The organism is Enterobacter cloacae complex sp. IR5412 (assembly GCF_049237385.1).
In the GTDB taxonomy this organism is placed as follows: domain Bacteria; phylum Pseudomonadota; class Gammaproteobacteria; order Enterobacterales; family Enterobacteriaceae; genus Enterobacter; species Enterobacter intestinihominis.
The window spans coordinates 331,327-344,280 of the sequence record NZ_JBMKHQ010000005.1 but is presented as its reverse complement, the minus strand read 5'-3'; the positions used below and the strand labels follow the sequence as shown (position 1 = coordinate 344,280).

Sequence of the window (12,954 nt, the reverse complement as noted above, 5' to 3'; positions counted from 1 at the left end):
TCCCTGCCCCTGAATGGCTTACTTCTTAGCGCGCTCTTCGAGCATTGCTACTGCTGGCAGGACTTTGCCTTCCACGAATTCGAGGAATGCGCCGCCACCAGTGGAGATGTAGGAGATCTTGTCAGCGATACCGAACAGGTCGATAGCTGCCAGGGTGTCACCACCGCCTGCGATAGAGAACGCTTCGCTGTCTGCGATAGCGTTAGCCACGATTTCAGTCCCTTTGCGGAAGTTCGGGAATTCGAACACGCCGACAGGACCGTTCCACAGGATAGTTTTTGCGTTTTTCAGGATTTCAGCCAGTTTCTGTGCAGAAACGTCGCCCAGGTCCAGAATCTGCTCTTCATCTTTGATGTCATTAACAGATTTAAGGGTTGCGGTAGCAGTTTCGGAGAACTCGGTCGCCACGCGAACGTCAGTTGGAACCGGGATATCACAGGTGCTCAGCAGGCGTTTGGCTTCGTCAACCAGATCCGCTTCGTAAAGGGATTTACCCACGTTGTGGCCTTGCGCAGCAACGAAGGTGTTCGCGATACCACCGCCAACGATCAGCTGGTCAGCGATTTTGGACAGGGAATCCAGAACGGTCAGTTTGGTAGAAACTTTAGAACCACCAACGATAGCGACCATAGGACGAGCAGGTTCTTTCAGTGCTTTACCCAGCGCTTCCAGTTCATCAGCCAGCAGTGGACCTGCACAGGCGACGTCTGCGAATTTACCGATACCGTGGGTAGAAGCCTGCGCACGGTGAGCCGTACCGAATGCATCCATCACGAATACGTCGCACAGCGCAGCGTATTTTTTGGACAGGGTTTCGTCGTCTTTCTTTTCGCCTTTGTTGAAGCGAACGTTTTCCAGAACAACCAGCTCACCTTCGGCAACTTCCACGCCGTCCAGGTAATCTTTCACCAGGCGAACCGGGTTGGACAGTTTGTCTTTCAGGTAATTAACAACCGGCAGCAGAGAGAACTCTTCGTTGTACTCGCCTTCAGTTGGACGGCCCAGGTGGGAGGTGACCATCACTTTAGCGCCCTGCTTCAGAGCCAGTTCAATGGTTGGCAGAGATGCACGGATACGCGCGTCGCTGGTCACTTTGCCATCTTTAACCGGTACGTTCAGATCGGCACGGATGAAAACGCGTTTACCTGCCAGATCCAGATCGGTCATCTTAATTACAGACATGGTGAATCCTCTCGTTGATTCTTAAAGTTTTGCAAGCGCAAGGTGCGCTCTACCTGAAACCTTTTGCGGCCATGGCTAACGTGGTGTCGAGCATTCGGTTAGCAAAGCCCCATTCGTTATCACACCAGACCAGCGTCTTGATGAGGTGCGCACCACTGACTCGCGTCTGCGTGCCATCCACGATGGCGCTGTGCGGGTCGTGGTTAAAATCTACTGAGACTAACGGTAATTCCGTATAGTCAACTATACCATGAAATGCTCCCTGTGCCGCTTTTTGCAGCAACAGGTTGACTTCACAGGCTTTTACCGGTTTTTTCACCGTCACGCTAAGATCGATTGCGGTGACGTTTATCGTCGGGACGCGCACGGCAATCGCTTCGAAACGGTCGTTAAACTGCGGGAAAATACGCGTGATCCCTGCAGCCAGTTTCGTATCCACCGGAATGATGGACTGGCTCGCCGCGCGAGTGCGTCGTAAATCCGGATGGTAGGCGTCGATAACCTGCTGATCATGCATGGCGGAGTGAATCGTGGTCACGGTACCGGATTCAATGCCATACGCATCGTCTAACAGTTTAATGACCGGAATAATGCAGTTGGTGGTACAGGAGGCGTTGGAGACAATGCGGTGTTCAGCCTGCAGCTCGTGCTGGTTGACACCAAACACGACGGTGGCGTCGAGGTCGTGACTGCCGGGATGGGAGAACAGCACTTTTTTCGCGCCAGCATTCAGATGCGCTTCGCCATGTTCACGGTTACCGTACACGCCGGTACAGTCCAGCACCACATCCACACCCAGTTCGCGCCAGGGCAGCTCTTCAATACTGTTCTCATGCAGCACGCGGATGGCATCGTCACCGACGAACAGCTGTTCCCTTTCCTGGCGAACGTCCCAGGCGAAGCGACCGTGGCTGGTGTCATATTTCAACAAATGCGCCATGCCCGCAGCATCCGCCAGTTCATTGATTGCCACCACGGTGATTTCCGCACGACGCCCGGATTCATATAAAGCACGAACCACGTTGCGCCCGATGCGACCGAAGCCATTAATCGCTACGCGTACGGTCATAGATCTCCTGCAAAGCTATCCCTGAGTTTGAGGTGGCTGAAAGAGTAATCCAGCGACGCCCGAAGGGGAATCCTTGCTGTCACAAACTGCGATTGATTGGTCAATTGTCGAACATTTAATCGACTGAAACGCTTCAGCAAGAATAAGCGAATCGGGGAATAAAAGGAATCTCTGTCCAGATGAATAAGCGAGCTATATGACTTGCATCACATTTTCGGTGGAATAATTTACAGAGCAGTTACATGTCTGAGGAATCGTGCATACAAAAAGCCGGGCGGCGCTAACGCTTACCCGGCCTACATTTTATGCCATTTGTAGGCCCGGTAAGCGTTAGCGCCACCGGGCAAAACGGCAGTTACAGCAGTTCTTTCGCCTTAGCGACAACGTTCTCAACGGTGAAGCCGAACTCTTCAAACAGCTGTTCAGCTGGCGCAGACTCACCAAACGTGGTCATACCGACGATAGCGCCGTTCAGACCCACGTATTTGAACCAGTAATCAGCGATACCCGCTTCCACTGCCACGCGAGCGGAGACCGCTTTAGGCAGTACAGATTCGCGGTACGCGGCATCCTGCTTGTCGAACGCATCGGTAGACGGCATGGAAACCACGCGCGCTTTCACGCCTTCAGCAGTCAGTTTTTCCCATGCGGCAACGGCCAGTTCAACTTCAGAACCGGTCGCGATAAAGATCAGCTCAGGCTGGCCCGCGCAATCTTTCAGCACGTAACCACCGCGGGCGATGTTTGCCAGCTGCTCTGGGGTACGTTCCTGCTGCGCCAGGTTCTGACGGGAGAGGATCAGCGCGGTCGGGCCGTCCTGACGCTCAACGCCGTATTTCCACGCCACCGCAGATTCAACCTGGTCACATGGACGCCATGTGCTCATGTTCGGGGTCACGCGCAGGGAAGCCACCTGCTCTACCGGCTGGTGAGTTGGACCATCTTCGCCCAGACCGATGGAGTCGTGGGTGTAGACCATCACCTGACGCTGTTTCATCAGCGCAGCCATACGCACGGCGTTACGTGCATATTCTACGAACATCAGGAAGGTAGAGGTGTACGGCAGGAAACCACCGTGCAGAGCGATACCGTTGGCAATCGCAGTCATACCGAATTCACGTACACCATAATGGATGTAGTTACCGGCAGTGTCTTCGTTGATTGGCTTAGAGCCAGACCACAGGGTCAGGTTAGATGGCGCCAGGTCAGCGGAGCCGCCGAGGAATTCTGGAAGCAGAGGACCAAACGCTTCGATCGCATTCTGAGACGCTTTACGGCTGGCGATTTTAGACGGGTTCGCCTGCAACTTCGCGATGAACTCGTTCGCTTTCGCGTCGAAGTCAGACGGCATGTCGCCTTTCATACGACGGGTGAATTCAGCCGCTTCCTGTGGGAAGGCTTTCGCGTAAGCCGCGAACTTCTCGTTCCAGGCTGCTTCTTTCGCCTGGCCCACTTCTTTCGCATCCCACTGCGCGTAGATTTCTGATGGGATTTCGAAGGCAGGGTGTTTCCAGCCAAGCGCTTCACGGGTCAGTGCGATTTCCGCGTCGCCCAGTGGTGCGCCGTGGGAGTCGTGAGTGCCCGCTTTGTTCGGAGAACCGAAGCCGATGATGGTTTTGCACATCAGCAGGGACGGTTTGTCGGTCACGGCGCGCGCTTCTTCTACGGCACGTTTAATCGAGTCAGCATCGTGGCCATCAACGCCGCGCACAACGTGCCAGCCGTAGGCTTCGAAACGTGCGGCGGTGTCGTCAGTGAACCAGCCTTCAACGTGACCGTCGATGGAGATGCCGTTGTCGTCGTAGAACGCAACCAGTTTACCCAGCTTCAGGGTGCCTGCCAGGGAGCACACTTCGTGAGAAATGCCTTCCATCATGCAGCCGTCGCCCAGGAACGCATAGGTGAAGTGGTCAACGATGTCGTGGCCAGGACGGTTGAACTGTGCCGCCAGGGTCTTCTCAGCAATCGCCATACCCACGGCATTCGCAATGCCCTGACCCAGCGGACCGGTAGTGGTTTCAACGCCAGCGGTGTAGCCCACTTCCGGGTGACCTGGAGTTTTGGAGTGCAGCTGACGGAAGTTTTTCAGCTCTTCGATTGGCAGATCGTAGCCAGTGAGGTGCAGCAGGCTGTAGATCAGCATAGAGCCATGGCCGTTAGACAGCACGAAACGGTCGCGGTCTGCCCATGCCGGGTTCTGCGGGTTGTGGTTAAGGAAATCACGCCACAGGACTTCGGCGATGTCAGCCATGCCCATAGGGGCGCCCGGGTGGCCGGATTTGGCTTTCTGTACTGCGTCCATGCTCAGCGCACGAATAGCATTAGCAAGCTCTTTACGTGAGGACATTTTAACTCCAGATCGGACTGTTAAAGGCCATGCCCTTGACGACAGCGCGTTTTGGGCTACGCCGGAAAAAAGTGCCAACAATGTAACCCAAGCCGCAGGGCATGTACATGGACCATTCTTTTGCAGCTTAAGAAATCTCTGGATCATGCTCGCATGTTGCGCAATCTACTCGCCCGCCCCTGTAGATATTCCTTATACTTAGCCCGACACCGGCTTCGTTGACGGTGCATTTTTCGGAATTAATTCAGATTAACGAGTACGGAAGCAACATCATGAAAATGCGTGCAATTGGGCTGGCTGTGGGAACAACGCTCCTGCTAAGCGGCTGTCAGAATATGGATTCTAACGGCCTGATGACCTCAGGCGCAGAAGCTTTTCAGGCCTACTCATTGAGCGATGCGCAGGTGAAAGCGCTGAGCGACGAGGCCTGTAAGGATATGGATGGAAAAGCTACGCTTGCCCCGGCAAACAGCACCTACACGCAGCGTCTGAACAAGATTGCTTCCGCGCTGGGCGACAACATTAACGGTCAGCCGGTGAACTACAAGGTGTATATGGCGAAAGACGTAAACGCCTTCGCGATGGCTAACGGCTGTATCCGCGTTTACAGCGGCCTGATGGACATGATGACCGACAACGAAGTGGAAGCGGTGATCGGCCATGAAATGGGTCACGTTGCTCTCGGTCACGTGAAGAAAGGGATGCAGGTTGCGCTGGGCACCAATGCCGTGCGTGCTGCGGCGGCCTCTGCGGGCGGCATTGTCGGCAGCCTGTCCCAGTCGCAGCTGGGCGACGTGGGTGAGAAACTGGTTAACTCCCAGTTCTCCCAACGTCAGGAGTCGGAAGCGGATGACTACTCTTACGATCTGTTGCGCAAACGCGGCATCAATCCATCGGGTTTAGCCACCAGCTTCGAAAAACTGGCGAAACTGGAGGAAGGCCGTCAAAGCTCCATGTTTGACGATCACCCGGCCTCCGTTGAACGCGCGCAGCATATCCGTGACCGCATGGCGGCAGACGGAATTAAATAAAACTTCGGCCCGGTGCGCGCCGCGCTACCGGGCAACAAGGCTCAATCAGTACAGCGTTTTCTGTGGCGGCCCGGCAAACTTAAGGGCGCCAATCTGCCCCATCCGCACCTCAACCACCGACGGCCCCGGCATCGCCAGCGCTTCCGTCATCACCGCATCAAAATCCTCGGCCCGCTCAACGCTCCAGGCCTGTAGCCCAATCGCCTGCGCCAGCAGGGTAAAGTCCGGTGTATGCAGTTCGTTATAATACTGACGCCCGCCAAAATATTTATCCTGAATACCGCGCATTACGCCGTAGCCCCCGTCGTTCATGATGAGCAGCGTCACGTTGGCTTTCTCCTGCGCCAGCGTCGCCAGCTCGCCTAAATTCAGGCTCAGGCCGCCGTCGCCCACCAGTCCCACCACCCTGCGCTGCGGGTTAGCAATCGCGGTGCCGATGGCCATCGGCAGTCCCATACCAATCGCCCCGGCGAGGGAGTGAATGTTCAGCAGCGGACCGTTAGCCCTGAACAGGCGGCTACCCCACAGGCTGCCGGACACGGTGATATCGCGCACCAGCAGGCCGTCTTTCGGCAGGGCTTTTTCTATGGCGTCGTTAAGCTTCGCATAGGCGCCGCACTGCTCGCGCAGCCCCTGCTCAGCTTGCCCGACCGCCTGCTGCACCTGCATATCCCACTGCGCGTTGCCCCACTCGCGGCCCTGCACTTTTTCAGCCAGCGCGCCAAGCACCGCGGAACAATCGGCTATCAACGTGCTATCCATCAAGTAGTTACGGCTGGCTGCCGCCGGGTCGATATCAATCTGCACGCGCGGGGACGGCAGCTCAAGCGTCCAGGAGCGGGTTTCGTTGCTGCGCAGACGTGAACCGGCGACCAGCGTAAAATCACACTGCGCAATCAGCGCCTCCACCGACGGCGAGTTGTGGAACGCCCGCAGGCTGGCGCGGTGGTCGTCCGGCAGCACGCCGCGCGCGTGGGTGCTGGAAATCACGGTGATGCCCGCATCCGCCAGTTTTTTCACCGCCTCAGCGCTTCCCAGCGCCCCGCCGCCCAGCCACAGCAGCGGCTGTTTCGCCTGTTTGAGCTGCGCCCACAGCGCGTCAACCATCCCGGTATCCACGGCTGGAACCGATGCCGGTTTTACCGGGGCGGTTACCAGCGACAGCGGAATTTTGGCGCCCTGAATATCAATCGGGATTTCCACCGAGACCGGTCCGCACGGCGGGGTCTGCGCGTCCTGGATGGCTTTATGCAGAATGGCTATCGCCTGATTCGTATTGCTGATACGGTACGCCCGTTTTGAGCTGGCCTTCAGGAAGGTCAGCTGGTCGCGGGTTTCATGGATAAACCCGGTGTCGGCGTCCAGCCAGGCTTTCTCTACCTGCCCGGTTAAATGCAGCAGCGGCGTGCAGGCATTCATCGCTTCCACCAGCGCGCCTACCGCGTTCCCGGCCCCCGCGCCGGTGCTGGTCAGCGCCACGCCGAGGCCGGAAAAGCGCCCGTGAGCATCGGCCATGGTGACGGAACCGGCTTCACCGCGCGCGGGTACAAAGCGGATATTGCCCCGCTGCCCAACCGCATCCGCTATCGGCAGGTTGTGAATGGAGATGACGCCGTAGATAGCCTCAACCTGATACTGCTCCAGCGTTCTGGCGATGGCGTCGCCGACGGTTATCATTTCGCTCATTGCTCACCCTTTCTCAGTCGCACCAGTGGTTGACGCTGTTACCCGTCGCCAGATAAATGCTCTTTTGTTGCATCCAGGCTTTCAGCCCCTGGATACCCTTCTCACGGCCCAGACCGCTCTCTTTAAAGCCCCCGAACGGGGTCGAAATCGCAAAAACTTTGTAGGTGTTGATCCACACCGTGCCTGCCTCCAGCTGCTCGCTGAGACGCAGGGCGCGCCCGGTATCGCGCGTCCAGATCCCCGCCGCCAGGCCGTAAACCGAGTCGTTCGCCTCGCGAATAAGCGCCGCTTCATCGCGAAACGGCATCGCCACCAGCACCGGGCCGAAGATCTCTTCCTGACATGCGCGGGCGCTGTTGTGTAGCCCTTCGATAATGGTTGGCTGGAAGAAGCTGCCGTTTGCCAGAGCGGGATCGGCGGGGATCTCGCCGCCGCACAGCACGCGGCCCCCTTCCCGCTTCGCCAGTTCGACGTACTCGATCACGCTCTGGCGATGTTTTTCGCCGATCAGCGGTCCTACATGGACGCCGTCGGTAAACGGATGCCCGACGCGCAGCCCGCGAGTTAATTCCAGCAGCCTCGCCATCAGCGGGGCATAAATACTCTCGTGGATAAACAGCCGCGATCCGGCGATGCACGCCTGCCCCGCCGAGCTGAAAATGCCGTAGCAGATCCCGCGCGCCGCCTGTTCGATATCGGCATCCTCCAGCACGATAGTCGGCGATTTGCCGCCCAGCTCCAGCGAGGCCGGGATCAGTTTTTCCGCCGCCACGTGCGCCAGATGACGGCCCGTTGTGGTTCCGCCGGTAAAGGAAATTTTGCGCACGCGAGGATGACGCGCCAGCGCATCGCCAATCACCGAGCCTTTGCCCGGCAGCACGCTCAGCAGCCCGGCGGGCAGCCCGGCCTGTTCAAAAATCCGCGCCAACTCCAGCGCCATCAGCGGCGTGGCTTCGGCGGGCTTGAGGATCACCGCGTTCCCGGCGGCAATCGCCGGTGCGACCTTCTGCATTTCGCTGGCAATCGGCGAGTTCCACGGCGTGATGGCCGCCACCACGCCAAGGGGCTCGTAGCGGCTCAGCGTCAGCAGATCCGGCTGGCGCGGTGTCGGAAGTTCACCCTCCAGCAGCTCGCAGGCGGCGGCAAAGTAGCGCGCCGTTCCCGCCGCGCTCATCACCAGCCCGCACGCTTCCGCCAGCGGCTTGCCGTTATCCCGGCTCTGCATCTGCGCCAGTTCATCCACACGGGATTCAATAAGATCCGCCACCTTGTGCAGGATCTTCGCCCGCACGTGCGGCAGGCTGTTACGCCAGGCGGGATCGCGCCAGGCGCGCTCTCCGGCGTCTACCGCCTCCTCCAGGTCATCCAGACTGGCGGCGTTCAGCGTCGCATTGAGCGACCCGTCTGCCGGGAAGTGGCTCTGCATCGGGTTACCTCCGCCGTGTCGCCACTGGCCGCCGATAAAAATCTTCAGATCGTCCATCGTCACTCCTCAGCTCAGGGCCAGTTCGCGGCAGGCGCGCACCGCGCTCAGTGCCGCCAGGGTGGAGGTTTTAGGGTTAGACGCCAGCGGCAGCCCGCTCAGCTCCAGATGGAATTCGCCAAACAGCCCTTCGACGTGCAGCGTGTGGGTGTTACGTTTCGTTGCCGGGTCAACCATCAGCTGCACGCGGGTGTCATCCATCCCGACGCCGCCGAGCGCCACGGTCGCCGCTACGTTGGCGTTCGCCGGGAACAGCCGCGCCGCCTCGCGAGCGCTGCCTTCAAAAAAGACCTTTGCCTCAGCCACTGAATTCAGATCGATAAGCTGCTCGGCATAGCTGCCGCGCCAGCTGGCCGGGCTTTTGCGCGACTGATAGGTGACGCGTTCAAGCCCACCCTCTTTCGCTGCCGCCAGCCCGTCGATACCGGCCACTGCACCGGAAAGCAGAGTCAGTTTTCCGCCCGCGGCGAGCAGACGCTGCTCCAGCGCGCTGTCCGCCAGCGCGCCGGTGGAAATGACGGCCAGATGCCAGCCGCGACGCAGGATCTCTTCCCCGTACTGGGCCACCGCCTGCTGGCTGGCGCATTCCAGCACCAGATCCGGCGTTTGCGCGCACGCCATTGGCGACGTCAGCGCCTCGACCGCATCGCCAAACTGGTCGTGAATGGCGGCATGGTGAGACGCGCGCGCCACGATCCAGCCGATAGCCACACCGGCAGGCAGGCGCTCAATCACCGCCTGCGCCATGGCACCAAAACCAATCAACATTACCTTTTTCATGATGCGTCCTTACAGATGACGACAGAAGCCGCCGGAAACGTCCAGCGCGGCGCCGGTGGTAAACGAGGCCAGCGGCGAGGCGAGGAACAGCAGCGCCTGCGCGGGCTCCTGCGGCTTGCCGAGGCGCGCCATTGGAATGCCGCGCTTGCGCGCGATATTCGCCGTCCACTCCTGCCAGCTCTGGCTTTTGTCCGCCCGGTTTTCAAAGCGGCGCTGCCACTGGCCGGACTCCACCATGCCGAGCAAAATGGAATTGACGCGAATGCCTTTACCCACCAGCTCTTTCGAGAGCGTCAGCGTCATGTTCAGCAGCGCGGCACGAGCAGCGGAGGTAGCGATCATGTGCTCCTCCGGCTGTAGCGCCAGCAGGGAGTTGACGCAGGTAACAGAGGCAATGTCTGACTGCTCCAGCAGCGGCTGAAACGCCTGCACCGGATTGATGACGCCAAACAGCTTCAGCTCTGCCTCGTGCAGCCACGCCTCGCGCGGGGTGTCATGGAAGTGCGCCACGTAGCCCTGCCCGGCGTTGTTGATCAGCAGATCAGCCGCGCCAAAGCGCGCCTGCACCGCATCCGCAAAGGCCTGAACCTCGTCGGCGTTCAGCACGTCGCAGCGGTAAGAAAAAATCTCCCCGTGGGGGAATTCGTTTTGCAGCGTCGCATGGGCGCTGGCGAGCCGATCCGGGTCACGGCCGCAGAAGGCGACTTTCGCCCCTTCACCCAGCAGCAGGCGCAGCGTTTCAAAGCCAATGCCAGAAGAACCGCCGGTGACTACCGCTACGCGCCCGTCAATTTGTGCATTCATCGCGCACCTCTTCGTTAATGCGTAAAAGCTGTTGGTTGAAAAACACGTCGTTATCGAGATAGCTGGCGTGCCCGGCCTGCGGAATGGCGGTAAACGGCATGCCGTAGCGCAGCGCCAGCCCCTGCACCAGTTCGGGCTGCGTTATCGCGTCCTGCTCGCCGCACCAGACTTCAAACGTGCCGGAGTATCGTTTAAGCCAGCCGTGAATGTCGTCATTCGCCAGCATCCACGCGGCGGCAAGGTAGCCTTCCGGGCGCAGCGTGCGCATGCCCGCCGCGACGGTGGCGATATCTTCCGCGCGCGCGCCGGGGCGCAGCAGCTTCGCGGCACGGGTCTGGGCGAGGATTTCGCCGCCCAATGCCATCTGCTGCTCGCGGTTGCGCCAGACCTGCTCCCGCTGCTCCGGCGCGGCATTGCCGTAGCCCTGCGCAGCGTCGGCCAGTACAAGATGAATGACGCGATCCGGGAACTTCGCCGCAAAGGCACTTGCGACCAGTGCCCCCAGGGAATGGCCAACCAGCACTGCCTGCCAGACACCGGCGCGGTCGAGCATCGCCGCCAGCGCGTCGGCGTAATCCCCCGCGTTTGCCCGCGCGACGGCCAGCATCGGGCTTTCGCCATAACCGGGCATGTCCCACGCCAGCACGCGAAAACCGTTCAGCGCCATCTGCTTGTGCCAGGACGCAGCGCCAGAGCTGATCCCGTGTAGCAGCATCAGCGGAATGCCGCTTCCCTGTTCACGAAAACCCGTCATGGCGCCCCCTTAGTTCCGCTTCACTTTCGAGAGCGGATGGTCGGACGGATAGGTCGGGATTTCCGGCTTGTTGGTCCCCAGCATGACGCACATCAGCGCTTCCTCTTCCCCGTGGTTAAACAGGCCGCGATAGATGCCCGGCGGGACGGAGATCAGGTCACGCTCGCGCAGCACCGTTTCGGTGTAGTTGTCGCCATCCTGGATCATCAGCGTGATTTGCCCCTTGAGCATGAAGAACACCTCTTCCACGTCGTCGTGCAGGTGCAGCGGCCCTTCGCACTTCGACGGCAGTACCATGGTGGAGAAGGTGAAATGGTCCGCCTGCACGGTATTGGTGTCGTTCGCCACGCCGGTTGCGCCGGTGCCGATGTAGCGCATCTGCGCCCGGCGGTATTTCGGGTCAAAATCGGCCTGGAACTTCAGCGCGTTCCAGTCGTATTTACGGCCTTCGAAGCGCGCGATGCGCGACTCGACCCACTCTTCCATCGTCAGATGGTCAGGTTTGATGCCCGTTTTGTGGGTTACGGTTGAATCAGTCATGACACTCTCCTCAGTAACGTCTCAGCAGCGGCAGTAACAGGACGCAGCCCACCGCCGCCATCACCGCCAGAAAAATCAGCCCGGAATCCATGCTGTGGGTGAAGGCGATAAGCGCGCCCATCACCGCCGGCGACAGCGCGCCTGCAAAGTTTCCCAGCCCGTTGAAAATGCCGCCCGCCGTGGCGCTCACCCGGGGATGGGTGGCCTTCGCCAGCAGGGCGAAAATGTTGGGCGCGCCGGTGCCCCACATAAAGGTGCTGAAGCTCATCGCCGCGATGACGGCGAGCGGGGTATCGAGGTGCATCACCGCCGCCAGCCCCACCGCCGCCCCCGCCATCGAGATAAAGCAGGCCGCCGCGCGCTTATCGACCCTGTCCGAGAGCCACGCGCCAATCACTTCCCCCGCCAGCATGGCGATGAACGGCATCGACGACAGCCAGCCTGCATGCTCCAGGTGGATGCCTTTGCCCTTAATTAAGTAGCCAGGCAGCCAGCCGTTGATGCCCCACAGGTAGGTCAGGAACGCGATGTTAAAGATGCAGATGATCCAGAAATGCGGGCTGACGAACAGCTCGCGCCGCGCCGCGCGCCGCTCGTCCTGAGACGCCTGCGAGGTGCCGGGTTTAGCCTCCAGACGGATCCCGCGCAGGCCGATGCGTACAAAGATAAGCACCGGCACGGTAAGCATGGCCATGACAAAGAAGGTGCTCTGCCAGCCGAAGGTGTTCAGCAGCCAGAGGGAGAGCGGGAAGCCAATTGCCGCCCCTACCGGTGTGCCCAGCAGCCACAGCATGGTGGCGCGCGCCTGCAGATGCTGCGGGAAGTTGTGGCGCACGATGGCGAAAGCCAGCGGGAACAGCGGCCCTTCCGCCACGCCCAGCAGGATGCGCAGGACGATCATCAGCGTGTAGTTATGGGTAAAGCCCATCGCCACCATCAGCACGCACCACACAGCCATCATCCCGGTGAGCAGGCGCAGCGGCGCGATTTTGTCGCCTAAACCGCTCAAAAATACCGACGAAAAGCCGTAGCTCAGCAGGAAGGCGCTCATCAATATGCCGAGGCGCGTGGTGTCGAAATCAATGCCCATCGCCTGCTGGAAATGGGTATCCGAAAAGAGCGCCGCGATGCTGATTTTGTCGAAAAACGCCAGCAGCACGCAGGCCAGCAGCGACAACGGGATGGCCCAGCGCACCGCTTTTTCGGGCGTGCGGGTCCCCTCACCGCTCGCCTCAACCGGCGCGGTGTTCGTCTCTAGTGTGGTCATCTCTCCCCCTA

At 59.7% G+C, this 12,954-nt stretch carries 11 protein-coding genes; 1 reads left to right on the top strand and 10 read right to left on the bottom strand.

The window, feature by feature from the left end:
* Positions 1-18 precede the first annotated feature (18 nt).
* The 3 genes from pgk to tkt form a co-directional block, all read right to left on the bottom strand.
* Positions 19-1,182 (bottom strand): phosphoglycerate kinase, encoded by a 1,164-nt coding sequence (gene pgk, locus ACOTX2_RS12195; protein WP_023298554.1) that lies wholly within the window; start codon positions 1,180-1,182, stop codon positions 19-21.
* Positions 1,183-1,231: 49 nt separating this feature from the next.
* Positions 1,232-2,251 carry an erythrose-4-phosphate dehydrogenase gene (gene epd, locus ACOTX2_RS12190; protein ID WP_022649326.1) on the bottom strand — a complete coding sequence of 340 codons (1,020 nt, stop codon included), beginning with the start codon at positions 2,249-2,251 and terminating at the stop codon, positions 1,232-1,234.
* A gap of 355 nt (positions 2,252-2,606) precedes the next feature.
* On the bottom strand, positions 2,607-4,598 hold the full coding sequence (gene tkt / locus ACOTX2_RS12185) for a transketolase (RefSeq protein WP_041908344.1): 1,992 nt from the start codon (positions 4,596-4,598) through the stop codon (positions 2,607-2,609).
* Between the two features lie 272 nt (positions 4,599-4,870).
* Here tkt and ACOTX2_RS12180 point away from each other — a divergent pair, with 272 nt between their 5' ends.
* Positions 4,871-5,629 carry a M48 family metallopeptidase gene (locus ACOTX2_RS12180; protein WP_003860073.1) on the top strand — a complete coding sequence of 253 codons (759 nt, stop codon included), beginning with the start codon at positions 4,871-4,873 and terminating at the stop codon, positions 5,627-5,629.
* 45 nt (positions 5,630-5,674) lie between these two features.
* On the opposite strand, the gene ACOTX2_RS12175 is transcribed toward ACOTX2_RS12180, so the two are convergent.
* Genes ACOTX2_RS12175 through ACOTX2_RS12145 form a run of 7 tightly spaced genes read right to left on the bottom strand, consistent with a single transcriptional unit; the run spans position 5,675 to position 12,943 of the window.
* Entirely contained in the window at positions 5,675-7,315 is a 1,641-nt protein-coding gene (locus ACOTX2_RS12175; RefSeq protein ID WP_063147409.1) for a thiamine pyrophosphate-binding protein, read from the bottom strand.
* Between the two features lie 13 nt (positions 7,316-7,328).
* Positions 7,329-8,798 carry an aldehyde dehydrogenase gene (locus tag ACOTX2_RS12170; protein ID WP_063147408.1) on the bottom strand — a complete coding sequence of 490 codons (1,470 nt, stop codon included), beginning with the start codon at positions 8,796-8,798 and terminating at the stop codon, positions 7,329-7,331.
* Between the two features lie 9 nt (positions 8,799-8,807).
* Positions 8,808-9,578 (bottom strand): aspartate dehydrogenase, encoded by a 771-nt coding sequence (locus ACOTX2_RS12165; protein WP_023306904.1) that lies wholly within the window; start codon positions 9,576-9,578, stop codon positions 8,808-8,810.
* Between the two features lie 9 nt (positions 9,579-9,587).
* The gene (locus ACOTX2_RS12160; RefSeq protein WP_058646124.1) at positions 9,588-10,382 is read right to left on the bottom strand and encodes an SDR family oxidoreductase; all 795 of its coding nucleotides are present in this window, start codon (positions 10,380-10,382) and stop codon (positions 9,588-9,590) included.
* Entirely contained in the window at positions 10,366-11,136 is a 771-nt protein-coding gene (locus ACOTX2_RS12155) for an alpha/beta fold hydrolase (protein WP_063147407.1), read from the bottom strand. Before ACOTX2_RS12155 ends, ACOTX2_RS12160 begins: the two co-directional genes overlap by 17 nt.
* Positions 11,137-11,145: 9 nt before the next feature.
* Complete coding sequence (locus ACOTX2_RS12150) at positions 11,146-11,676, bottom strand: cupin domain-containing protein (protein ID WP_022649339.1); 531 nt, start codon at positions 11,674-11,676, stop codon at positions 11,146-11,148.
* 10 nt (positions 11,677-11,686) lie between these two features.
* Positions 11,687-12,943, bottom strand: coding sequence for an MFS transporter (locus tag ACOTX2_RS12145; RefSeq protein ID WP_022649340.1), 1,257 nt, complete (start codon positions 12,941-12,943; stop codon positions 11,687-11,689).
* Between the last annotated feature and the right edge of the window lie 11 nt (positions 12,944-12,954).

Bases quoted from the DNA above. Each gene is read 5' to 3' on its own strand.
- ACOTX2_RS12155 (WP_063147407.1), bottom strand. From the start codon at position 11,136: ATGACGGGTTTTCGTGAACAGGGAAGCGGCATTCCGCTGATGCTGCTA.
- ACOTX2_RS12175 (WP_063147409.1), bottom strand. From the start codon at position 7,315: ATGAGCGAAATGATAACCGTCGGCGACGCCATCGCCAGAACGCTGGAG.
- ACOTX2_RS12145 (WP_022649340.1), bottom strand. From the start codon at position 12,943: ATGACCACACTAGAGACGAACACCGCGCCGGTTGAGGCGAGCGGTGAG.
- pgk (WP_023298554.1), bottom strand. From the start codon at position 1,182: ATGTCTGTAATTAAGATGACCGATCTGGATCTGGCAGGTAAACGCGTT.
- epd (WP_022649326.1), bottom strand. From the start codon at position 2,251: ATGACCGTACGCGTAGCGATTAATGGCTTCGGTCGCATCGGGCGCAAC.
- ACOTX2_RS12180 (WP_003860073.1), top strand. From the start codon at position 4,871: ATGAAAATGCGTGCAATTGGGCTGGCTGTGGGAACAACGCTCCTGCTA.
- ACOTX2_RS12150 (WP_022649339.1), bottom strand. From the start codon at position 11,676: ATGACTGATTCAACCGTAACCCACAAAACGGGCATCAAACCTGACCAT.
- ACOTX2_RS12160 (WP_058646124.1), bottom strand. From the start codon at position 10,382: ATGAATGCACAAATTGACGGGCGCGTAGCGGTAGTCACCGGCGGTTCT.
- tkt (WP_041908344.1), bottom strand. From the start codon at position 4,598: ATGTCCTCACGTAAAGAGCTTGCTAATGCTATTCGTGCGCTGAGCATG.
- ACOTX2_RS12165 (WP_023306904.1), bottom strand. From the start codon at position 9,578: ATGAAAAAGGTAATGTTGATTGGTTTTGGTGCCATGGCGCAGGCGGTG.
- ACOTX2_RS12170 (WP_063147408.1), bottom strand. From the start codon at position 8,798: ATGGACGATCTGAAGATTTTTATCGGCGGCCAGTGGCGACACGGCGGA.